Raw genomic sequence first — 22,332 nt, 5'->3', positions numbered from 1 at the left:
TTTAAGTGGATAGGATTGCAGCAATTGCTGCAATCTTCGATGTAATCCTGATCCTCATCGGTAACCTCGATATCAACATGCACCGGATGGCCGCAAAACGGGCAACTGATGGTTTTGGTTAAAATACTCATACTGCCTCCATACATTCAGGCTTTCTGTGCTGAGCCAAGGCTGCGGCCGCCATCAACCGCTATGATCTGGCCGCTTATATAAGGTGACTGCACTAAAAACAACACCGTGCTGGCAATATCATCCGGGCTGCCGATGCGTTGCAGTGGTATCTGCTGCAAAATAGCCGCTTTGTCTTCCTCATCTAAGGCCTGACTTGGCCACAAAATGGCGCCCGGTGCGATGCCATTAACTCTTATTGTAGGCGCTAATTCCCGTGCCAGCGATTTTGTCATCATTAATAATGCCGCTTTAGCCATGCAGTAAATACTGTGATCCTGCAATGGCTGACTGGCATGAATATCAACCATATTGATAATACAGCCCTTATTTGTTGACAGGGCAGGTGCCAATGCCTGAGCTAAAAAGTAAGGCGCTTTAACATTACTGCCAAATAAATCATCCCAATGTTCTAAGGTGGCGCTCTTTAGCGGTGTGGGATAAAAGCTTGAGGCATTATTGACCAGAACATCCAGCCGATTAAAGCAGTTCAGCGCATCGCTGGCCAATTGGGTTAATTCGTTGTTGTTTAACAGATCAGCTTGCAATGTGCTGGCGCTGTTTGGTCGTTGCTGGTTAAGGCTTGCTGCCAGGTTACTTGCGTCAGATGCTGATTGGTTATAATGAATAATGACCCGGTAGCCTGCCTGATGCAGCTGACATACCATGTGTTTGCCTAAACGTTTGGCGCTGCCGGTAACCAGTGCGACCGGCGAGTTGAAGTGGGGCATAACGCTGTCCTAGTAAAATTGCTGTTTAATCATCTCCTGTGCTTGTACCAGAAAAGTACCGCGAAACAAATATGCATGATTCAATATATGGTACAAATTATACAGCTCTTTGCGTTGTTCAAAGCCGTCCGGCAGTTTATTAAACTGCTGATAGCTTTGATAAAAAATTTCAGGAAAGCGGCCAAACAGCCCGGTAAACGCGACATCGGTTTCCTGATCGCCGTAGTAACAGGCTGGGTCAAATATCACTGGCGAGCCAGCGAGAAAGCCAACATTACCTCGCCATAAATCACCATGCAGTAAACTTGGTGCGGGTTGATGATGGGTTAAACGCTGCCGGCACTGCTCCACCAGATAGTCGATATTGCCAAAACCAAAACCCTGCTCAAGTAGCAGCTGCAATTGCCAACCAAGGCGCTGCTCTGAAAAAAAGCTGCTCCAGTTACTTTGCCACTTATTAGGCTGAGGGGTGCGACCGATAACATTGTCCCAGTCAAAACCATACATGGCTTGATCATGTTGTTGGTGTAATAAGGCTAATTGCTGACCTAATTGCTGCCAGCCGCTGCCGCTTTCTTTTACCAGGGGTAGATATTCCAGCACTAAAAAGGCTTTATCAAGGGTTTGACCGTAGCAAATTACCTCGGGAACCCGGATACAATGATGTTGGCGCAAGGTCCGAAGGCCTAATGCCTCGGTTTCAAAATGTTCTAACTGCTCACGCTGATTAATTTTAACGAAGAAGTGGCGATCGTTATCGCTGATTTTAAATGCAAGATTAATATCACCGCCGGTAAGCTGAGTTTTGTCTTCAACTTTAAAGTTGGTATCCAGCTCAGTATTTATACTATCTGCAATCGCCTGCCACATCGGCTTTCTCCCTGTTCCGTGCTTAATTCAGTATGGCTGATAAACTGGAAAAATCACTGATCTTTAATTACCTTTGATGACGTAAATGAACTAATGTTATCCCGAACCTGCTAAAGTAAATACTTATCCCTTCCGCCTGGAGTTGTGATGGCTATGGTAACCCCCCGTTTTCGTGTGCAAGCTTATACCATTATCAGCGCTGTTAATGTCGCGCTTTTTGTACTGTCATTACTTCTAGCCAATTGGCATAACAGCTGGCTACCTGCATTGTTGATTGGTTTACCCAGTGCTGTGTTACCCATTTTGTTTTATCGGTTGCTGGGCGATCACTTGCTGGCCAGACTGAGTTACGGTATCAGCTTTATGTTTTTTTCAGCGCTGCATATTCATCAGTCGGCAGGCATGTTGGAGGTTCATTTTGGTATCTTCGTGTTGCTTGCAGTGTTAATTGCCTTTCGGGATTATCTGGTGATCCTGGTTGCGGCTGCCACCATTGCTGTTCATCATTTGCTGTTTATGTGGTTGCAAATGCAAGGCGCCAGCGTGTTTCTGGTGCCAGAGCAAAGTCTATCGTTTGGCATTATTATGGTGCATGCGGCTTATGTGGTAGTTGAGGCGGCGGTATTAATGGTTATCTCCAGACAAAGTTATCGCGAGGCCACCGTAGGCCAGAGCTTGTTTAATGCGACAGAACAGCTGTTAACCAGTGATGGCAAGGTAGAATTAATTCATCGTTGTGCAGATTTAAATTCGAAGGTAATAAATAATTTCAATGCGGTATTTGATACGCTGCAAAAAACCCTGTCGGCTATTGAGCATCAGTCAGCAACATTAAAACAAGAATCTGGTACTTTGCGTGCTGAGGGTGATGCCCTGGCGATAAGCATGCGCAATGAAATGAATGAAGTCGAGCGGATAGCCGCTGCCACCGAACAAATGTCGCACAGTATTCAGGATGTATTTAATTTGTCGCAGCAGGTGCTGCAATATGCAAAATCGGCAGAGCAGGCGGCCGACCAAGGCAAAACGTCTGTAGGTAATACCATCAGCTCCGTGCAGCAACTGGCCAGTCAGTTAAGCGATACCGGGCGTAAAGTTAATGATGTGGCCGATGCCACCATCGATATCCGCAAAGTGTTAGACGTCATTCAGTCGATTGCCGAGCAAACAAACCTGCTGGCACTTAATGCGGCAATAGAAGCTGCCAGAGCAGGAGAGCAAGGCCGCGGCTTTGCGGTAGTTGCGGATGAAGTGCGCACCCTGGCATCCCGGACCCGGGGCGCGACCGATGAAATTAAAGTTATGATTGAACGGCTGGTAGGCAATAGTGCCGAATCTGTTACCGTGGTTAAACGTAGTGTAGAGCAACTGGAAGATACCCGTCAGCACGCCGAGCAAAGTGGCCAGTTGTTGCAAACTATTCTGGAGCAAGCACGACAAGTGGCTGACTCTTCCAAAACTATGGCCAACGCATTGCAACAACAAAGCGCTTCCAGCAACGAGGTGGCACAAAGTATCCAGCAGCTAAATGAAATGACGTCAGAGCAAAATGAACTTGGCATCAAAGTGTTACAAAGTGCCGACAGTCTGGAGCGAATTACCCTTGCCCTTAGTAAAGAGTCGGCAAAATTTATCGTTTAATCAAAGCGCTGAATAACACTCAGCGCGTTTTGCTCATTTTACCGGTATTTGTGGTCTGGGTACTGCTGGCTAGTATCGGATTATTTTACTTTGGCAATCAGAATTACGGCCTGTTTGCTGCTGATACAGACTGGCAACAGCAGGCCCCTGCTGAGTTCAACCTCAGTGCATTAAATATTAATAGCAACTCGGGTTTTCAGGTAGTACATGTGCAGCAGCCACAGTGCAGCTGTAATAACAAAGCAAAACAGCATATCGCATTATTTGACCGAGATTATCAGGTACCCGTCACTGCCCAGTATCAACGAAGTCTTATTGATGTTGCCGCCGCCGGCCTTTACCTGCCTGCCAGCCCGGCGGTATTAATCTTTGACAATGGCAGGCTAATTTACGCAGGGCCCTATGCCACGGGCCCGCTGTGCTCGGTTACCGACAGCCTGATCGCTCCCATTTTACTAAAACAAGTAACATTGCCGGGGTTATGGCTCAATGGCGAAGCCAAAGCCTGCCGCTGCGTGGTTAATACGAAGCAGATAGCCCAGAGTAGTTAAGCCAGAGTAGTTAAGCCAGAGTAGTCAAGCCCGACGCCTGATGATACTATAGCGCCGCTATTCTTATTACCGCGCCACAGGCGCTGACAAATGACTTTTGGTGTAAGCCATTAACTGTCGGAGCTGGTTGCGGTAATGTCTCACTATTAAACAAGTGACCCTTGGTGTGGGCCACCACTGTAAAAGGAAATATCATGCCAGTTATTACTCTGCCTGATGGCAGCCAGCGCGCGTTTGATTCTGCTGTATCCGTTATGGATGTCGCCAAAGACATTGGTCCCGGTTTAGCCAAAGCCACCATTGCCGGCAAGGTAAATGGTCAGCTGGTGGATGCCTGTGACCCTATTACAACCGATGCCAGCCTAAGTATTATTACCAGCAAAGATCAGGATGGCCTCGAGATTATCCGCCACTCTTGCGCGCATTTATTAGGCCATGCCATTAAGCAAATGTGGCCCAATGTCAAAATGGCCATTGGCCCGGTAATTGAAAACGGCTTTTATTATGACGTTGATATCGATCAGCCGATTAGCAGTGACGATTTGGCTGAGTTAGAAGCACTAATGTTAAAACTGGCCAAGACTGAGTACGACGTTATTAAGCATAAGGTTAGCTGGCAGGAAGCGTTTGATACCTTTAAAGCGCGTGGTGAAAGCTACAAGATGGAAATTCTGGAGCAGAACGTCAGTAAGGACGACAAGCCAGGTTTGTATCATCACCAGGAATACATTGATATGTGTCGTGGCCCGCATGTGCCTAATATGCGGTTTTGTCAGCACTTTAAAATAATGAAAGTGGCCGGCGCCTACTGGCGTGGTGACTCGAAAAACAAAATGCTGCAACGAGTATACGGCACGGCCTGGGCTGATAAAAAGCAATTGGCTGGGTACTTAACTCAGCTGGAAGAAGCAGAGAAACGCGACCATCGAAAAATAGGTAAAGCGCTTGGCTTATTTCACTGGCAGGAAGAAGCACCGGGCATGGTGTTCTGGCATAACGATGGCTGGACTATCTTTCGAGAGCTCGAAAGCTATGTCAGGGAGAAGCTGGGCGAATACGATTACGATGAAGTAAAAGGTCCATTAATGATGGACCGGGTGCTGTGGGAAAAATCAGGTCACTGGGATAAATATGCCGAAAACATGTTTACCACCCAGTCTGAGCACCGTGAATATGCAATAAAGCCAATGAACTGCCCGGGCCATGTCCAGATTTTTAATCAGGGTTTAAAATCATACCGTGATTTGCCACTTAGAATGGCTGAATTTGGTTGTTGTCACCGTAACGAGCCATCAGGTGGTTTGCACGGTTTAATGCGGGTTCGGGGTTTTACTCAGGATGACGCTCATATTTTCTGTACTGAAGATCAGGTGCAGGCCGAAGTGACCAAATGTATCCAGATGGTGTTCGATGTATACAGCACCTTTGGTTTTAAAGATGTAAAAGTAAAACTGTCGACCCGGCCAGCACAGCGTATTGGTTCTGACGAGAGTTGGGATAAAGCCGAGCAAGGCCTGATTGAAGCGCTGAAAAGCAACAATATTGATTACGACTTGCAGCCAGGTGAAGGCGCATTTTATGGTCCTAAAATTGAATTTACCCTGCACGACTGTCTGAACAGAGCCTGGCAGTGCGGTACCATTCAGTTAGATTTCGCCTTACCCGGCCGTTTGGGTGCCACCTTTATTTCTGAAGGCGGCGAAAAACAGGTTCCGGTAATGATTCACCGGGCCATTCTCGGTTCGCTGGAACGTTTTATCGGTATTTTGATTGAAGAATACGCCGGTCTTTTTCCCGCCTGGTTAGCGCCAATTCAGGTGGTGGTAATGAATATTACCGATAATCAGGCCGAATATGTGCAAAAATTAGTAAAAACTTTCAAATCTCACGGTATTAGAGCCATTAGTGACTTGAGAAATGAGAAGATAGGCTTTAAAATCCGCGAGCACACGCTTAAGCGTATTCCTTATCTTGTTGTCGTAGGCGATAAAGAAATGGAAGCGGGCGATATCGCCTTAAGAACGCGTAAAGGCGAAGACCTTGGAAAAATGTCGGTGGCCGCTTTTGTAGAGAAGCTGACCACAGAAATTAAAACCCGGGTTTAAGCAATTAAGCGTATAAGAATAATTTTTCGGAGGAACATACTATTAAAGTAGGAAAGAAAACATTACCTGCAAACCGTCCTAACAGGATCAACGAAGAGATTAACCTGCCAGAAGTAAGGTTAATTGGTGTCGAAGGTGAGCAACTGGGTGTAGTAAGTATTGCTGAAGCCATTAAACTGGCAGAAGACAGTGGCAACGATTTAGTAGAGATCAGCCCGACAGCCGAACCACCAGTTTGTAAGTTGATGGACTACGGTAAGTTCCTGTTCGAAAAGAGTAAAGCTCTGAAAGAGCAGAAGAAGAAGCAAAAACAGATCCAGATTAAGGAAATAAAATTCCGGCCTGGAACTGACGAAGGCGATTACCAGGTAAAACTACGCAACCTGCGTCGCTTCATTGAAGAGGGTGACAAAGCTAAAGTAACGCTGCGCTATCGTGGTCGTGAAATGGCGCATCAGGAAATTGGTATTGAGATGCTTTCTCGAATTAAAGAGGATTTATCTGATATCGCTATCTGCGAATCTTTCCCTTCACGGGTGGAAGGTCGTCAGATGATCATGATGCTGGCCCCAAATAAGAAGTAATAAGTGCCTTCAAGTTTATTAAGCTGCGGCTTGCCGCAGTTTTTTAACGCCTTATTATTCGTTGTAACTTAACAATGCGAGTTTAAATACTATGCCAAAGATGAAAACCAATAAAGGTGCCGCGAAGCGTTTCAAAAAAACAGCTTCTGGTAGCTTTAAACGTAAGCAATCACACCTTCGCCACATCCTGACGAAGAAGACTTCTAAGCGTAAGCGTCAGTTAGGTCCAAAAACCTTAGTCGCTAAAGTAGACATTGCCGGCTTAGTCCGTTGCATGCCGTACGCATAATTAACAGGAGTCAGAAATGCCAAGAGTAAAACGTGGTGTGACGGCGCGTGCGCGCCATAAGAAGGTGTTAAACCAGGCTAAAGGTTACTACGGTGCCCGCAGTCGTGTTTATCGTGTTGCTTTCCAGGCCGTTATTAAATCCGGTCAATATGCTTATCGTGACCGTCGTCAGCGTAAGCGTCAGTTCCGTCAACTGTGGATCGCGCGTATTAACGCAGCGTCACGGATGAATGGTTTATCTTACAGCCGTTTCATTGCTGGCCTGAAAAAAGCCTCTGTGGAAATCGACCGTAAGATCCTGGCCGACATCGCTGTATATGACAAAGCTGCTTTTACCGCTTTAGTATCTAAAGCAAAAGAAGCGTTAGTCTGATATAAGCTGATAGCATCGGCAGCCACTTAGCGGTGGCTTAAATACCCTCAAGGCCTTTGGTTTGAGGGTATTTTTTTTGACTGAAATTCACAAAAAATGACCTTTAATTTAAAGGCCGTTCTAGAAAGGCAAGGGTAGCAGGTGTTAGTTAAGCGCCGGTTTCAGTTCGATTAACAGGTTATTGTCCTTAAAGAGCTGGAGCTTATTACCATTTACTTCAGCCCTGTCAGCTGATTGCAATGAGCTGGTGAATTGTTGTTCAAGCTGACTGCTGTCACTACAGTACTTTTGAGTACTGGCAAGGCCGCCGACATTTAGTCGGTTGGCGTGTTGCTTGTAGCTGCCATTAAAACTGTTGCAACCGGCAAAACCGTACAAACGATCTTGTGAGTCGAATATTAATCTGACATTAAGTTGCTGAGGTAAATAGCTGCCAGCCAGTTTCTCTGCCCGCCAGACAATACCCTGGATTTTCCCCGGCGCATAAGGATCCGGACATACTGCGTCAGGCCAGAACTGTTCGAACTTTTCTATCAATAATTGGGTTTCGCCCTCGGCGTTGTCCTGTTTGCGGCCAACCAAAGTGGCGATAACCGGATTACTCCGCAACCGTTCATCTCGCTGATAATGGCGCATCATCGGTAAATGATGTTGGGTATTGGCAACGGGCAAACTTTCACCGGTCTGACAGGGAGTAAATGTAGCGTTATTATCTTTTAGAAAATATAAGCCAAGCATCGGTTGACGGGTGTCGAGTTTACTAAATTCCGGTTTACGTTTTAGTTGATAATTGAGCGCAGAGCTTATTGGTTTACCGGCTAAATCCAACATGGCTAACTGGTTATTGTTCGAGAAGTAAAATGCTGGCAGGGTATGCTGCTGATTAACCAGATGCAGGTTGCGTTTTTCCAGTAACCATATTCCTTTAATAATATTAATTTCAGCACGTTCCAGATATTCCTGGCGAACTTCAAAGCGCCCATCACGGTACAGGTTTACATGATACTGGATACCCGGACAATCAGCGCAAGGCAGGGTACCGGTAAAAGTAACGTCACTGTCGATAAAAATTTGTTCAAAGTTAGTGGCAACCGCTTTGGTTGTATCACTATCTGGCACTTCGTCTTCCTGCTGCTGCCGCTGCTCTTGCGGTGCTGTCACAACAGGGCCTGGGCTTATTTGCTCTGGTGACACCTGTTCAGGCGCAGGTAATTGGCTGCAACCTGTCAATACCAGTGCCAATAGTAGTAAGGATTTTTTCATCTGCATATCCTGATAAGAATTTGTCGCATTATACCGTAAAGCCTGGCAGTTTTTAACGCCATTTTCAGGCTGGCTGCTCGCTTAAATACTGTAATATTAGTCTGGCAGTTGCCTCCGGATATTCCTGCATAAAGCAGTGTCCGCCCTCTGTCTCCGTACTTTGCACCGCCGGATTCTGACGTTGCCATTTTTTAACCGCTTTAGCGATAAAGGGATAGCTGCTATTGCCATGGATCACCAAAATTGGCGAGCAAGGTTTGCGCAATTGCTGCCAAAGCTTATCGGGATAAGAACTGAAAATTTCAGCTTCGCGATCGGGTGAACATTTAAGCCTGAGTCCTTGCTCTGATGAGCATATGGCATGCTCAATATAAGCGGCCAGCGCTTCAGGATGCCAGTTTTTAAACAACCCGCGGTTGTTAAAATAAGCATAGGCAGTACTTTTGTCTGGCCAATGCTGGCGTCGGCGCAGCGCTGCTTTGGCCATGGGGTTTTTTCGATATAATCCCACTCCGTCAAGTGAGCGCATCACGGTAAGCATGGAAGGGGTAAATAGCACCGGATCAAGCAAAATGACCTGGCTAAACGGGCTGTTACCGTTACTGTGAATTAATGCCGTGAGGATGCCACCAAAACTGTGACCAACGCCAATTACCGGCTGGCCGCTGAAAAGATGGCGATGCGCTTCTAATGCTTCGGCGGCCAGGTCAGCGCTGACATTCCAGCCTAAAAAGGGACCTCCGTGATCGCTATCACCATGACCCTGTGCATCAGACAGAAAAAAATCAAAATGTCCTGTTAAATATCGCAGTAACGGCAAATAAGTGCGACTGCAAAAACCATTGCCATGTAACATATGCAGCAGTGGCTTACCGCTGGGTTTGCTGTGATAACCGCGTAAGGTAAAGCCGTAACGGGTCGGGTAGTGCCAGGGAGTTAAGTCCACACAGGATACTCTGTAACGAAAAATGGCACTAAAGTGCCATGTTTTCTGCTGCCAGGCAACGGTGCTTAGCGTGTACCAAACAATTTATCACCAGCATCACCCAGGCCAGGCAAAATATAGCCTTGCTCATTTAAACATTTATCGATAGCTGCGGTGTAAAGTTCGATGTCTGGATGCGCTTCGCCAAGGGCCTTTATCCCTTCAGGGGCTGCGACCAAAACCAGCGCTTTAATTCGTTGGCATCCTTGTTTTTTCAGTAAGTCAATAGTAGCAATCATTGAACCACCCGTTGCCAGCATCGGATCAACTACCAGTGCCAGACGTTGATCCAACTCTGCTGCGAGCTTTTGGAAATACGGTACAGGCTGCAGAGTACTTTCGTCGCGATAAATACCGACAACGCTGATCCGTGCACTGGGGAGTAAATCCAGCACGCCGTCCAGCATGCCCAGACCCGCACGAAGAATAGGTACGATAGTAACTTTCTTCCCCTGAATTTGTTCAATCTGACATTCACCACTCCAGGTATCAATACGGGTGGTTTCGGTGGCTAAATCTTTGGTTGCTTCATAGGTCAGCAGGCTGCCAAGTTCGCCGGCTAACTGACGAAACTGCTTGGTACAAATATCGGCGGCTCTGAGTAAGCCAATTTTATGCTGAACCAGTGGATGTTTTACTTCAGTAACGTGCATCTTATGTTCCCTGTGCTGGTGTCGTAGTCGCTTAACCGGGTTTACCCTGAACATAGTAGCTTACTTGTGCTCTGGGATTCAGATATTCGCGTACCCGCTCTGGTAAGTTTGCTATTGCCAGTACTTTTCTGATGGCAAGATCATCGCTGTCCAGACTGATTACCGGAGCTTCAAGCCGGGGTACTTCAGGGTCAAATATCATCACATTAGGTTGCAACAGGCTATCGCTGTTTACTGACATAACCATGGCAATACGCTGATCGTTAAGCATGACGATGGTACCTGGCGGATATACGCCCATCATTTTAATCATAACGCGCATGGTTTTATCATCCAGTTTGCCTTTCATACTGCGATAAAGATAAGCCAGAGCGTGATGTGGGGAACGTGCCTTAGTCGTATCGGTCGGATGACACAGATTATCGAATTCATTTACCACAGCAACAATATGCGCCAGTTGATTAATATTTTCCCGGCTAAGGGCTTTGGGATAACCCGATCCGTCCAGATATTCGTGGTGCTGCTCAATGATGGGCCAGGCTTCTAAAGGAAACGTCTCGGCCAAACCGACTAAGTCTGTACCGTATTTGGTATGCATTTTCAGCAGGTTCTGTTCCGGGGTGGTCAGCGGGGTGGTTTTGCGTATGATTTGACTTGGGATTTTTAGTTTGCCAATGTCATGAAACAAGGCGCCAATACCAATTATTTTGATTTCTTCAGCAGACAAGCCCATATTCCGGGCCAGCATCATGCTGACAATAGAGACATTCAACACATGATAATACAGGGTTTCCTGGTCTTTGCTGCCCGATGAGATTAAATGCAGGATCAGGCTTTCAGCATTGACGATGGTATCGACCAGCTGGCTAATGAGTTGTGTGGCCTCAGCAATTGCATTCAGTGGCCTGCCACTGACTTGCTTCATCAGCTCACGCACCTGATTTAACGAGTGGGTAAAGGCTTTTTCCGTTTTCTGAATATCCCGTCTGTGAGCTTTAGCCTGTTCTATCCGGCGCATTTTTTCATGTAACATTTTTGCCTGGGCTTCAGACATTTTACTGTTAAATTCAATTTCTTCTGTTTCCGATAATGAAGCGGTATCTTCCTCTATTTGTTTACTTTTAGCAGGGTAAAAGTAAACATATTCTAACCCCAGATTTTTAATAATATGAAGTTGTTGCTGGTTTTCTACCAGCATATTGCTGGATAAAAAAGGATGTTTCATCCAGCCGCTGGGGAGCTTTATGGCATAACCTAATTTTACTTGTTCAGGTTTTATTTTAAGGGCGGGCAAAAGCTACTCCGTCTCATAGAACGACTAAAAGAAAGATAGTTAGTCTAAGTAAGGATAGGCTCCTGCGCCAGCGTTACCGCAACGAAAAGGGGCCTTTCAGCCCCTTTATTGTAGTAGATCAGTGTCGTGTTAGTATAGTTCAATGCAATGTTGGGCGCTTAAGCTGCATTAAGCACCGAATTCCGCTAACCGATTCAGAAATTAACAGTATAGCGCACTGTCCACAAAGTCCCTATCCAGTCGTGTACTGAGCTGGCATAACCGTTGGTAGGTGATGACGCATAAGGTGGTTTCTCATCAGTCAGGTTACGCACCGTAAGCAACACGCGCTGGCTATCGGTTAATTCGTAACCAACGCTGCCGCTGAACACCAGCCAGGCATCAACGGTTTCATTACCACCAAATTTAAAATCACCATCGCCCAGCTCACTGATATAGTGCGCTGACAAGCTGGCGGTCCAGTTGTTGAAGCTCCAGTCAGTGCCAAAGTCTGCAACAAAGTCAGGCCGGGCAATTTCATTAGCGCCGCTTAATTTACCCAGCAAATCTTCGCTGGCGCTATCAGGTGTGATTTGACGCTGATAACTGAATGTTTTGGTACCGGCAGCAAACAGCTTAAAGCTACCAAAGCTATCTGTGTCGATGCGATAGTTCAGTTTAACGTCAATACCGTCTGTTTCCTGGCTACCAACGTTAAAGAAACCGGTACGTAAAAACACTAAATCGTCGCCGCCATCTAATACGCAACCAAAATCACCATTAAGCGCTGCAATGCTGCTGGTTACCGGGGCAGTGCCGGCAATACAGGCTTTAAGGGTGGTGTTGGCATCAACATCCACGATATCGGTATGTTCATAGCGCCAGTAATCAGCAGTAACTTGCAATTTGTCTGTCAGGTTCCAGGAGAAGCCGACGTTGACTGCTTCAGAGTTTTCAGCATTTAAATCACGGTTACCCAGGGTTTCCTGATCTAGTTCTAACTCGCCCGCGGTCGCACCAAAGTCACCGCACAGCGCATCGAATGGCTGGCCAGTGCCGCAGTTTATGTAGGCCGAACCTAATGACTCGCCGGCACCAAGTTGAGACAGTGATGGCGCTCTAAAGCCAGTGCTCCACGAGGCCCGGACAATTAAATCATCTGTTGCCCGGTAGCGCAGGGACAGTTTAGGGTTAATATCACCACCAAAATCGCTGTAGTGGTCGTAGCGAAGCGCAGCAATCATGTCCAATTCGTCTGTCAGTGGCAGATTGAACTCACCATAGGCTGCATACTGGGTGCGATCTGCTGCGGCGTCGCTGGCACCGAGCGCAAACACGCCACCGCTTTGGGCAATTTCAGCTGGCCGGTCAAAAATGTCTTCACTTCTGAATTCGCCACCAAATACGGCGCTGATATTACCCGCAGGTAATTCGATAGCTAAATCGCCAGCGATATTAAAATCAACGGAATAAACTTCTGATTCACCAACCCTTGGTGCCAGTTCTCGCACCGCGGCGATAGCACTTGCACTATTATCACGGCCTAAATTGAAAGGGTTGAATGAACCGCTGGCAATAGCGGCATTAACCTTATCAATGCCCATATAGCCCTGAACATGGGTAATTTCGTTGTCGGTTTTGCCATAAGTCGCCGCGCTTTCCCACGACCACATACCCAGTTCACCCCGTAAGCCTGCCAACAGGCGGTAGCTGGTGGTGTCATAGTCCTGAACCCGGGTTTCTGGGAAGCGTGACCGTATCCGAATTTGGTTTACCATGCCATCTTCTGCGTCAATATCTTGTGCCCACTGTGGAACCAATGGTGAATTGCCAGCAATCCGCACATCGAAAGCGGCCGCAGAGTCGTAAGCGGACCCGGTATTGTTCTGAAACATTGCTTCAGCAAAGAACTCATTGCCATTACCAAGCTGGTAGTTATGATGCAGCGTGGCACCGATAGAGGTGGTGTCAGGCTGAATAGCTCGCTCGATAACATAGTCATAGTTACAACGGGTACCGCCACTGCGGACGTCACTGCCACACCATGGCTCGGCATAATCGCTACCATCAATGCTGACCCGGGTGCTGGATTTTAAAGTGACTTCAATCGGACGATCACTGTTAAACAGCGCATTGCGATCAAAGTAGTCTACGACTAGTGTGGTATTGCTGTTTTCAGTGTTAAAGCCGCCAACGTAGGTCAGGTTAGTGCGGCCAAAGTTACTGCTTTTGGTATCGTCGCCATAAGATACCGAGACTTCATGGCCTTCAACATCTTTACGCAGGATAAAGTTGATTACCCCGGCGATAGCATCGGAACCGTATACTGACGAGGCGCCGTCGGTCAATACTTCAATCCGCTCTAGTGCTGACATCGGAATAGAGTTGACGTTAACAAAGGAGTCGAAGCCGTTGGTGAACGAGTCAACGGCAACTCGGCGACCATTGACCAGTACCAGAGTTGAGCTGCTGCCCAAACCACGCAGGCTTACACCGGAAGAGCCTGCAGGTGCACCATCGGCGCCACCCACGCCACCATTTTCGGTAAAAGTGCCGGCGCTTGAAGCTTGTGGCAAGTCACGCAGAAAAGAGCCGACACTGTCATAACCCCGTTTCGCCATATCTTCACGACTAAACACCTGAACCGGATTAGCGCCTTCCATATCCACACCTTTTAAGCGGGAGCCGGTGACTTGTATTTTCTCAATTTTTTGTTCTTCGGCAGTGCTTTCTTCAGCTGCCATTGCATTTTGGCCTGTGGCAGCGAGCATTACTGCAACGCTTAGGGTTGATAGCTTCATTTTTGCTTTAAAGTACATACACATTCCTCTGGATTACAAATGTTGCCTTATAACGGCAATCTGATTAAAAAAGGAAAAGTGCGTCAAAGCAAAGACGAGTAGATATACCCCGGACAGGCTCTAAAACAGCAAAACGCTGAAAGTTTTTTAATGCTATTTTTGATAGTACACAGGGATGGCTCTGCTTGACGCAGAGGGAGAACTAATTATTGAACCATTCAGACAGATAAAACACAGAGCAGTAATAGCAGTGATTGCGGGCGCACTTTTGCATCTGACTACTTCTCTGGTTGATTGATATGACAGCAAAGTTCGCTTAGTGGCAGAATAATGTCAAGCTATTTTTTTAGCCAGACAGGACGTGAAAAAAATACCATTATAAATCATATGCTTGCTATTAATTGGTCATCAAGTCAGACCAGTGGTAAAGTTGTTGCTTGACAAGTTTTGGATTCAAACGTACATTTCAAACACCTGTTTAAATTTGTGCGTTAACCATGGTTGCAAAACAAAATACTCAACAAAAAATCCTGGATGCAGCACAAAGCCTGTTTGCAGAAACCGGTTTTAATGATACCTCATTACGCCAGATCACCAGTTTAGCTGAGGTGAATCTGGCAGCGGTTAATTACCATTTTGGGTCAAAAAAAGAACTTATTCAGGCGGTACTGCAACGTTATTTGCGGGTTTTGATGGTGCGGCTGGATCAGGAATTTACCCGGTTACTGGCGTTGCAGCAACCTAATAACCTGACGCAGGTTCTGGCAGTATTCGTGAAACCGCTGCTGGAACTTAATTCGGTCCACAACAACGGTACCCGGATTTTTTTGCAGTTACTTGGCCGCGGTTATACTGATGTGCAGGGTCATTTGCGCTGGTTTATCAACCATAATTATGGCCGGGTGCTGGATAAATTTGTCTTGCTGGTGCAGCAATCCTGTCCGCAGTTGCCTGCCAGCGAACTGTTCTGGCGGCTTCACTTTTCGCTGGGTACAGTGGTCTTTACTATGGCCTCCAACGAGGCACTGGCTGAAATAGCCGAAGCCGATTTTAGCGAAGAAGTTGATATAGAAGGCGTGATCCAGCGCTTGTTGCCTTATCTGGCTGCAGGTATTGCCGCGCCCGTGTTTACTCGTTCATACCCTCAGCAGCTGTCGCGCTCAGGTACTTAAAGGAAAGCGTTATGGAAATATTGATAATTTTGGTGTTGGCTGTGGTCGTGATACTCGGTGTTACCGATATTCGCCGTAGTCTGATCAGTAAACCGGTATTTGCGGTATTTAAAAAAATATTACCGCCTTTGTCTGATACCGAGCGGGAGGCGATGGAAGCCGGTGACGTCTGGTGGGATGGTGAGCTGTTTAAAGGCAAGCCAGACTGGCAAAAACTGCACAATTTTCCAAAAGCAGAACTTTCAGAAGATGAACAGGCATTTATGGATAACCAGGTCGAAACCCTGTTAACCATGCTGGATGACTATAAAATAGTGCAGGAAGACCGTGATTTACCCAAAGATGTATGGGATTACATCAAAAGCGAAGGCTTTTTTGCGATGATTATTCCGAAAGCCTACGGTGGCCTTGAATTTTCCGCTATTGCCAACTCTACCATTGTATCGCGGATTGCCACCCGCAGTTTAACGGCGGCGGTAACGGTTATGGTGCCTAATTCGTTAGGCCCGGGCGAGTTGTTAATGCATTACGGTACCGAGGCGCAAAAAGATTTCTGGCTGCCAAGCCTGGCCAATGGTACTGATGTCCCCTGTTTTGCGTTAACCGGCCCGGAGGCAGGCTCTGATGCTGGTGGTATTCCGGATACTGGTGTTATCTGCAAAGGCGAGTTTGAAGGCAAAGAGGTTCTGGGCATCAAGCTCAACTGGGACAAGCGTTACATTACGCTGGCACCGGTGGCAACGGTATTAGGTCTGGCTTTTAAACTGTATGATCCGGAAAAATTACTGGGCGACAAACAAGAGCTTGGGATTACCTGTGCACTTATTCCAACCAGCCACAAAGGCGTTGAAATTGGTGATCGTCATTTCCCGATGAACATGGCGTTTATGAACGGCACGACTTATGGCAAAGATGTGTTTATTCCGATCGACTGGATCATCGGTGGGCCTGATTATGCAGGTCGTGGCTGGCGGATGCTGGTGGAATGTTTATCAGCTGGCCGCGGTATCTCGCTGCCCGCACTGGCAACGGCGACGGGCCATTTAGCAACCCGGATGACCAGTGCATATGGCTATGTCCGGCAACAGTTTGGTATGTCGATTGGTAAATTTGAAGGTGTGCAGGAAGGTATGGCCAGAATCGGCGGCCTGACGTATACCCTTGAAGCGATGCGAGTGATGACCGCTGGTGCAATAGATTTAAAATTGAGCCCGTCAGTCGTGACCGCAATTGCGAAGTACCATATGACGGAAATGTCGCGTACCTTATTAAATGATGCGTTTGATATTCACGCCGGCAAAGCTATCCAGTGTGGTCCGATGAACTATCTGGCGCATGGCTATATGGGAATGCCAATTTCTATTACGGTTGAAGGGGCCAATATCCTGACCCGGAATTTGATGATTTTTGGTCAAGGCGCCACCAGGTGCCACCCCTATGTGCTGGCAGAATTAGAAGCTGCGGCAAACCCGGATGCAGAAGAAGGTCTGAAGCAGTTTGATAAGTTGTTACTTAACCACGTTGGTTTCGCTATCGGCAATACATTCTCTGCCTTGTGGCAGGGCCTGACAGCTGGCGCGTTTAATAGTGCACCGGTATCGGGTGAGACAGCCCGTTATTACAAGCAATTAAGCAGAATGAGTCGCGCACTGGCATTAAGTGCCGATGTGTCAATGCTGATGCTAGGTGGCGATTTAAAACGCAAGGAAATGCTATCAGCCAGGTTAGGTGATGTATTAAGCCAGTTATATATTGCCTCGGCCGTGCTGAAATTTTATGAAGATAATGGTCGTCAGCAAGCTGATTTACCTTTTGTTCATTACAGTGTGCAACGCGCGTTGGCAGAAATTGGCAAAGCGTTCGATGGTTTCCTGGTTAATTTTCCAAATCGGATTGTGTCGCGGGTTATTCGTACCCTGGTGTTCCCATTTGGTATTGGTTACAAAATGCCGGATGATGAGATTGCCATTGGTATTTGTACTGCACTTGCTAAGCCCGGTGTGATCCGTGATCGGTTAACACACTTGTGCTTTATCGGCAAGAGTGAGGACGATGCGACCGGCCTGATGGAGTCTGCTTTTATCGCTATGCATAACGCACAGCCGGTAATGAATAAAATCTATCAAGCGCAGCGCGAGGGTAAACTTGCCCGTAAACTGCCACTTGCCGACAGTATTAAGCAGGCCTTAGTAGAGCAGGTTATCAGCGAGACGGAAGCGAGCCAGTTAACTGAAATGAACCGGTTACGCTTTAAATCGATTTCGGTTGATAGCTTTAAACCCGGCGTGTTATCGGCCCTGGCCGTTAAGAAGCAGAATGCGGCTTAATCGCTAAGCCGCTACGTAAAAAAACCGGAGTAAAAACTCCGGTTTTTTATTACATCAGCATCTATAACATGATTTTTAGCAATTACTCGACGGACTGCTGGCCACGGCTGATAATTTCCTGAGCCATGACGTCAGCGATTTCGCTGGTTGGCTTAGCTTCTTCATCGGCACGCTGAAAAATATTAAGCAGGGTATGGTAAATCTGATTGACCTTGGCTGTTGACTCATCAGCATTGTAGCCTTGTGGTCGCATTTCACATGCCACGTTAATAATACCGCCGGCATTAATAACGTAATCCGGTGCATATAAAATGCCGCGCTGGCGCAGCATTTCACCATGACGTGCCTGTTTTAGCTGATTGTTGGCACAACCTGCGACTATTGTCGCTTTAAGTAAGCCAATAGTATCGTCGTTTAACGTCGCACCCAATGCACAGGGGGCATAAATATCAGCTTCAACTTCGTAGACACCATGTAAACCAACTGCGGTTGCCCCAAACTGAGTTACTGCACGCTCAACCGACGCCGGGTTGATATCACACACAATAAGTTTAGCGCCTTCTTTATGTAAATGTTCACATAAGGCGAAGCCTACGCTGCCAAGGCCCTGCACGGCTATCGTTTTACCGCTAAGATCGGCTGAACCAAATTTATGCATGGCGGCTGCTTTTATACCCTGATACGTTCCTAATGCCGTAAACGGGCCTGGGTTTCCACTTTTACCTTCTAATCCGGCAACATAAGGGGTTTCTTTATTCACCTGCATAATGTCACCGGTGGTGATATTAACGTCTTCGGCGCTGTAATAACTGCCACTAAGCCGGTGCAGCATTCTGCCAAAAGCACGGAATAACGCTTCCGTTTTAATGGTTTTGGCATCGCCAATAATGACCGATTTGCCACCGCCCAGTGGCAGGCCGGCCATGGCATTTTTATAAGTCATGCCCCGGGATAGCCGAAGTACATCAACAATGGCTTCTTCGTCAGTGGCATAGTTCCATAGGCGACAGCCGCCCACGGCAGGTCCTAATCGGGTGCTGTGCACAGCAATAATGGCCCGTAGCCCGGTTTCCTGGTCACTACAAAATACCACTTGCTCATGGTTGTCGAATTCAGGATGATTAAATACTGCCACGTCTGATTCTCCCTCGGGTTTAATCTGGCTGATAATGAGTGACCCTACGCCACTTTTTTGCGCCGCGGAATGTAACATTTCAACCTGAGTTACGCTATATATCACCGAAAATAATGGCTGGTCTGACATGTAGGTTGGTGGCAATGATTGGCGAGGCTTGATTGTGCTCGCTGAGTAACTTAAAGTAAGGCAAATTTTAATGGGAAGCGAAAAAATGAGTGAGCAGTTAACTCAGGAGCAGCAACAAGCACCGCAAGCGATGTCAGATGAACAGCGGGTAGAGTGGGTTAAAAATCAATATCAGAAGGCCAATCAGTATTTGGCAGGTAAAGGCATTATTCCCGACAATGTCGCGGTAACCGAGAGTCGTTACTTGCCGCCATTGGTTTCAGTGTGGAAGCTAAATACCAAAGATAAAAAGTCGTTCTGGGTTATTAGCGGTGATTTGCCAACCGACCATATGCCTTTTTCAGCGGCGCCAACAGCACGGGACGCCATGCGTTCTTTTTCACTCAACTGGCAGCTTAAGGCAGAAAATATTATGAATAACGCGGCGGTTGACAAAACTCAGCGGGATTTTGCTAATCTTCTGGTAGCGAGAGCGCAGGGGCTCTATGAATTATTTGAAAATGAAGCCATGTGGCAGAGCACGACCAGTGAGTAAGCTGTAACGCAGAGCATACAATAATAAAAAAACCGCATAATCTGCGGTTTTTTTATTAGTCCAGTTACCTATTGTCTGAGCCGGGTTGAATAATAGAACCTCACTGCTGCCTTATTCCGTAAAATGCCAGTAACCAAGGTTAATTAAGTGCACCAGTAAACCAAGTCGCTCTGGCAACTGCAGAAAGTGGCGGCACTGTTGTTCATCGAGCTGGCGCTGCTCGGTAAGTAACTTAGCCGTAGTCAGTTCGTCGCCCGGCAGCAGGTATTGTTCACCATTAATAAATAGCGCAATGTCAGCCGGTTCATTGCTCTCTGAGCTTGCCTGATGGTAGCAGCACCGTAAGCCACCGGTCAGTGTTAATGCTGAGCCTTCTTCCAGATATTCCGCTATTTCCTCGGCCTGATAATGCGGATCGGGTTCCTGTAAATCCAGTTCGTGTTTGGCACGGCTGATATACTGGCCAAACCATAATGGTAAGCTTGCATCATCACTAACCAATTGCTGCAACAACTGCTTTACCTGAGCCAAATCGGCGCTTCCCAGTTCACCAATATTCTTTGACACTGGCCGCGCTGGATCAGTGAAACGTTTGCCACTGATATCATTGTCTATTAGATAGTCAGCCAGGCCTGTTAGCAGATCTTTTTGCGCCGGCGCTCTGAACCCAATGGAGTAATTTAAGCTATTTTCAAGCGAGATGCCTTCGTGCGGGCAACCTGGTGGAATATACAGAATATCGCCTGGCTCCATGACCACATCAATACAGGCGGTAAAAGGGCTAACTTGCAGCAGCCTGGGGTGAGGGCAGAATTGCTGCAGACTGTTATCCGGCATGCCAACCCGCCAGTGCCGTTTGCCTTCACCCTGAACGATAAAGACATCATATTGATCTAAATGCGGGCCAACACCACCGCCAGGTGTGGAGAAACTGACCATTAAATCGTCTATCCGCCAGTTTGGAATAAACCGGAACGGATCCAATAAGGTTGCCGCCTCACTATGCCAGTGATCCACCGCCTGCACTAAAATGGTCCAGTCTCGCTCACCAAAACGACTAAAATCGCTGATGGGGCCAGTTTCCATTTGCCAGTCACCGTTACCACATTGTACTACCCGGGATTCGACTTCCTCTTCCAGTGCCAGGCCAGCAAGCTCATCCGCCGACAACGGATCGGTAAACTGCTTAAACCCTTGTTTTAGCAATAACGGCTTTTTCTGCCAGAACTCGGCCAAAAAACGCTCTGGAGTCAGGTCGGCAAAATCAAGTGTGTACATAGAGTATTCCAATTAAAAAGGCACTGCGCCATGCAATGCCTGTTATGTTGGGCCAGCGTGGCAATGGTGCCGCGCCAGCAGTTGCTGCTGCGGTTATGGCAGTTTATTTACCAGGGCAATGGCATCGCCAATATAATTGGCAGGGGTTAGCTGTTTCAGTTCTGCTTTTACCGCTTCAGGCAGTGCCAGGGTATCAATAAAACGGGCTAAATCAGCCTGATTAATGCGCTTACCGCGCGTCAGTTCTTTTAGTTTTTCATAAGGCTTTTCAATGCCATATTTTCGCATAACGGTTTGCACCGGCTCTGCCAGCAATTCCCAGTTACTGTCTAATTCGGCCAGCAAGGCCGAGGTATTCACTTCCAGCTTACTAATGCCTTTTAAGGTCGCCTGATAGGCAATTAAGGTATAGCCAAAGCCCATGCCCAGGTTACGTAATACGGTCGAATCTGTCAGATCCCGCTGCCAGCGTGATACCGGTAATTTAGCCGACAGGTGGTTAAACAATGCATTAGCAATGCCCAGGTTGCCTTCCGAGTTTTCAAAATCAATCGGGTTTACCTTGTGTGGCATGGTGGAAGAACCGATCTCACCGGCCACCGTTTTCTGCTTAAAATGGCCCAGCGCGATATAACCCCAAATGTCGCGGTCAAAATCAAGCAGTATGGTGTTAAAGCGGGCTATCGCATCAAATAGCTCTGCAATATAGTCATGTGGGTCTATCTGGGTGGTGTAAGCGTTAAAGCTTAAGCCAAGGCTGGTGACAAATTGTTCGGCAAACTGATGCCAGTCAAGGTTAGGGTAGGCTGATAAATGGGCATTGTAGTTACCTACTGCACCATTAATTTTGCCCATAATATCTACGGCAGCAATCTGATCACGCTGCCGTTGTAACCGGGCGTATACGTTGGCCATTTCTTTGCCCATGGTCGTGGGCGATGCAGGCTGGCCATGGGTGCGTGCCATCATGGCAACGGTTTTATGTTGCACTGCCAGGTTTTTGATCGCAGCAAGCAGGGCATCACATTGTGGCAACAATACGTCGTTGCGGGCCTGGCTTAACATTAAACCGTGCGACAGGTTGTTAATGTCTTCTGAGGTGCAAGCAAAGTGGATAAATTCGCTGATGGCATTAAGCTCGCTATTGGCCGCCACTTTTTCTTTTAACAGGTACTCTACTGCTTTTACATCGTGATTGGTGGTGCGTTCAATATCTTTAACCCGCTGAGCATCCGCCAGACTGAAATTGTCAACAATATCATTAAGTAATTTATTTGCTTCAGCAGATAGCGCTGGCACTTCGGCAATTCCAGGAGTGGCAGCGAGTTGCTGTAACCAGCGAACTTCAACAGTAACCCGATATTTTATCAGACCAAACTCACTAAAATACGGGCGTAGCTCAACCGTCTTGCTACCATAGCGGCCATCAACCGGGGATATGGTGGTAAGGGCATTAAGTTCCATGAAAA

At 47.2% G+C, this 22,332-nt stretch carries 20 protein-coding genes; 9 read left to right on the top strand and 11 right to left on the bottom strand.

Annotation, left to right across the window (positions count from 1 at the left end; translation table 11 throughout):
- The 3 genes from ABY802_RS04855 to ABY802_RS04845 form a co-directional block, all read right to left on the bottom strand.
- Window positions 1–131, bottom strand: a 131-nt coding sequence (locus tag ABY802_RS04855; RefSeq protein ID WP_372625884.1) for a CPXCG motif-containing cysteine-rich protein, incomplete at its 3' end; no start/stop codon positions are given.
- A gap of 15 nt (window positions 132–146) precedes the next feature.
- Window positions 147–899, bottom strand: a complete 753-nt coding sequence (locus tag ABY802_RS04850) for a pteridine reductase (RefSeq protein WP_372625881.1) — start codon at window positions 897–899, stop codon at window positions 147–149.
- 9 nt (window positions 900–908) lie between these two features.
- Complete coding sequence (locus tag ABY802_RS04845; protein WP_372625880.1) at window positions 909–1,769, bottom strand: fructosamine kinase family protein; 861 nt, start codon at window positions 1,767–1,769, stop codon at window positions 909–911.
- Between the two features lie 147 nt (window positions 1,770–1,916).
- Between ABY802_RS04845 and ABY802_RS04840 the strand changes: the two genes are divergently transcribed.
- The 6 genes from ABY802_RS04840 (at window position 1,917) to rplT (ending at window position 7,312) form a co-directional block, all read left to right on the top strand.
- Window positions 1,917–3,410 carry a methyl-accepting chemotaxis protein gene (locus tag ABY802_RS04840; RefSeq protein WP_372625879.1) on the top strand — a complete coding sequence of 498 codons (1,494 nt, stop codon included), beginning with the start codon at window positions 1,917–1,919 and terminating at the stop codon, window positions 3,408–3,410.
- 50 nt (window positions 3,411–3,460) lie between these two features.
- Window positions 3,461–3,961 (top strand): DUF6436 domain-containing protein, encoded by a 501-nt coding sequence (locus ABY802_RS04835; protein WP_372625878.1) that lies wholly within the window; start codon window positions 3,461–3,463, stop codon window positions 3,959–3,961.
- A gap of 194 nt (window positions 3,962–4,155) precedes the next feature.
- The gene (gene thrS, locus ABY802_RS04830; RefSeq protein ID WP_372625877.1) at window positions 4,156–6,066 is read left to right on the top strand and encodes a threonine--tRNA ligase; all 1,911 of its coding nucleotides are present in this window, start codon (window positions 4,156–4,158) and stop codon (window positions 6,064–6,066) included.
- A gap of 41 nt (window positions 6,067–6,107) precedes the next feature.
- A complete protein-coding gene (infC, locus tag ABY802_RS04825) occupies window positions 6,108–6,650 on the top strand; it encodes a translation initiation factor IF-3 (protein WP_026349420.1) in 543 nt (180 codons plus the stop codon).
- 91 nt (window positions 6,651–6,741) lie between these two features.
- Entirely contained in the window at window positions 6,742–6,939 is a 198-nt protein-coding gene (gene rpmI / locus ABY802_RS04820) for a 50S ribosomal protein L35 (protein WP_027672243.1), read from the top strand.
- Between the two features lie 16 nt (window positions 6,940–6,955).
- Window positions 6,956–7,312, top strand: coding sequence for a 50S ribosomal protein L20 (rplT, locus tag ABY802_RS04815; RefSeq protein WP_372625876.1), 357 nt, complete (start codon window positions 6,956–6,958; stop codon window positions 7,310–7,312).
- A 144-nt stretch (window positions 7,313–7,456) separates the two neighbouring features.
- Here rplT and ABY802_RS04810 read toward each other — a convergent pair whose 3' ends face one another.
- The 5 genes from ABY802_RS04810 to ABY802_RS04790 all read right to left on the bottom strand — a co-directional run bounded on the left by ABY802_RS04810 (window position 7,457) and on the right by ABY802_RS04790 (window position 14,305).
- Window positions 7,457–8,575: an META domain-containing protein gene (locus tag ABY802_RS04810; protein WP_372625874.1), complete on the bottom strand. Its 1,119-nt coding sequence runs from the start codon at window positions 8,573–8,575 to the stop codon at window positions 7,457–7,459.
- Window positions 8,576–8,639: 64 nt separating this feature from the next.
- A complete protein-coding gene (locus ABY802_RS04805; RefSeq protein ID WP_372625873.1) occupies window positions 8,640–9,521 on the bottom strand; it encodes an alpha/beta hydrolase in 882 nt (293 codons plus the stop codon).
- 65 nt (window positions 9,522–9,586) lie between these two features.
- A complete protein-coding gene (gene upp / locus ABY802_RS04800; RefSeq protein WP_372625872.1) occupies window positions 9,587–10,213 on the bottom strand; it encodes a uracil phosphoribosyltransferase in 627 nt (208 codons plus the stop codon).
- 31 nt (window positions 10,214–10,244) lie between these two features.
- Window positions 10,245–11,507 (bottom strand): HD-GYP domain-containing protein, encoded by a 1,263-nt coding sequence (locus tag ABY802_RS04795; protein WP_372625871.1) that lies wholly within the window; start codon window positions 11,505–11,507, stop codon window positions 10,245–10,247.
- Between the two features lie 194 nt (window positions 11,508–11,701).
- Entirely contained in the window at window positions 11,702–14,305 is a 2,604-nt protein-coding gene (locus ABY802_RS04790; protein ID WP_372625870.1) for a TonB-dependent receptor plug domain-containing protein, read from the bottom strand.
- A 479-nt stretch (window positions 14,306–14,784) separates the two neighbouring features.
- Here ABY802_RS04790 and ABY802_RS04785 point away from each other — a divergent pair, with 479 nt between their 5' ends.
- Entirely contained in the window at window positions 14,785–15,459 is a 675-nt protein-coding gene (locus tag ABY802_RS04785) for a TetR/AcrR family transcriptional regulator (protein ID WP_372625869.1), read from the top strand.
- Between the two features lie 11 nt (window positions 15,460–15,470).
- Window positions 15,471–17,786, top strand: coding sequence for an acyl-CoA dehydrogenase (locus ABY802_RS04780; protein ID WP_372625868.1), 2,316 nt, complete (start codon window positions 15,471–15,473; stop codon window positions 17,784–17,786).
- Between the two features lie 82 nt (window positions 17,787–17,868).
- On the opposite strand, the gene ABY802_RS04775 is transcribed toward ABY802_RS04780, so the two are convergent.
- Window positions 17,869–19,050, bottom strand: coding sequence for a Leu/Phe/Val dehydrogenase (locus tag ABY802_RS04775; RefSeq protein ID WP_372625867.1), 1,182 nt, complete (start codon window positions 19,048–19,050; stop codon window positions 17,869–17,871).
- Window positions 19,051–19,120: 70 nt separating this feature from the next.
- Here ABY802_RS04775 and ABY802_RS04770 point away from each other — a divergent pair, with 70 nt between their 5' ends.
- Entirely contained in the window at window positions 19,121–19,585 is a 465-nt protein-coding gene (locus ABY802_RS04770) for a DUF4826 family protein (protein WP_372625866.1), read from the top strand.
- A gap of 111 nt (window positions 19,586–19,696) precedes the next feature.
- On the opposite strand, the gene ABY802_RS04765 is transcribed toward ABY802_RS04770, so the two are convergent.
- On the bottom strand, window positions 19,697–20,863 hold the full coding sequence (locus ABY802_RS04765) for a JmjC domain-containing protein (RefSeq protein ID WP_372625865.1): 1,167 nt from the start codon (window positions 20,861–20,863) through the stop codon (window positions 19,697–19,699).
- 93 nt (window positions 20,864–20,956) lie between these two features.
- Window positions 20,957–22,327: an adenylosuccinate lyase gene (purB, locus tag ABY802_RS04760; protein ID WP_372625864.1), complete on the bottom strand. Its 1,371-nt coding sequence runs from the start codon at window positions 22,325–22,327 to the stop codon at window positions 20,957–20,959.
- Window positions 22,328–22,332: the final 5 nt, after the last annotated feature.

The sequence above is a fragment of the Arsukibacterium sp. genome (genome assembly GCF_041616895.1).
GTDB lineage: Bacteria > Pseudomonadota > Gammaproteobacteria > Enterobacterales > Alteromonadaceae > Alishewanella.
Note: the sequence above shows the minus strand (reverse complement) of the source record. Positions and strands in the feature narration are given on the sequence as shown.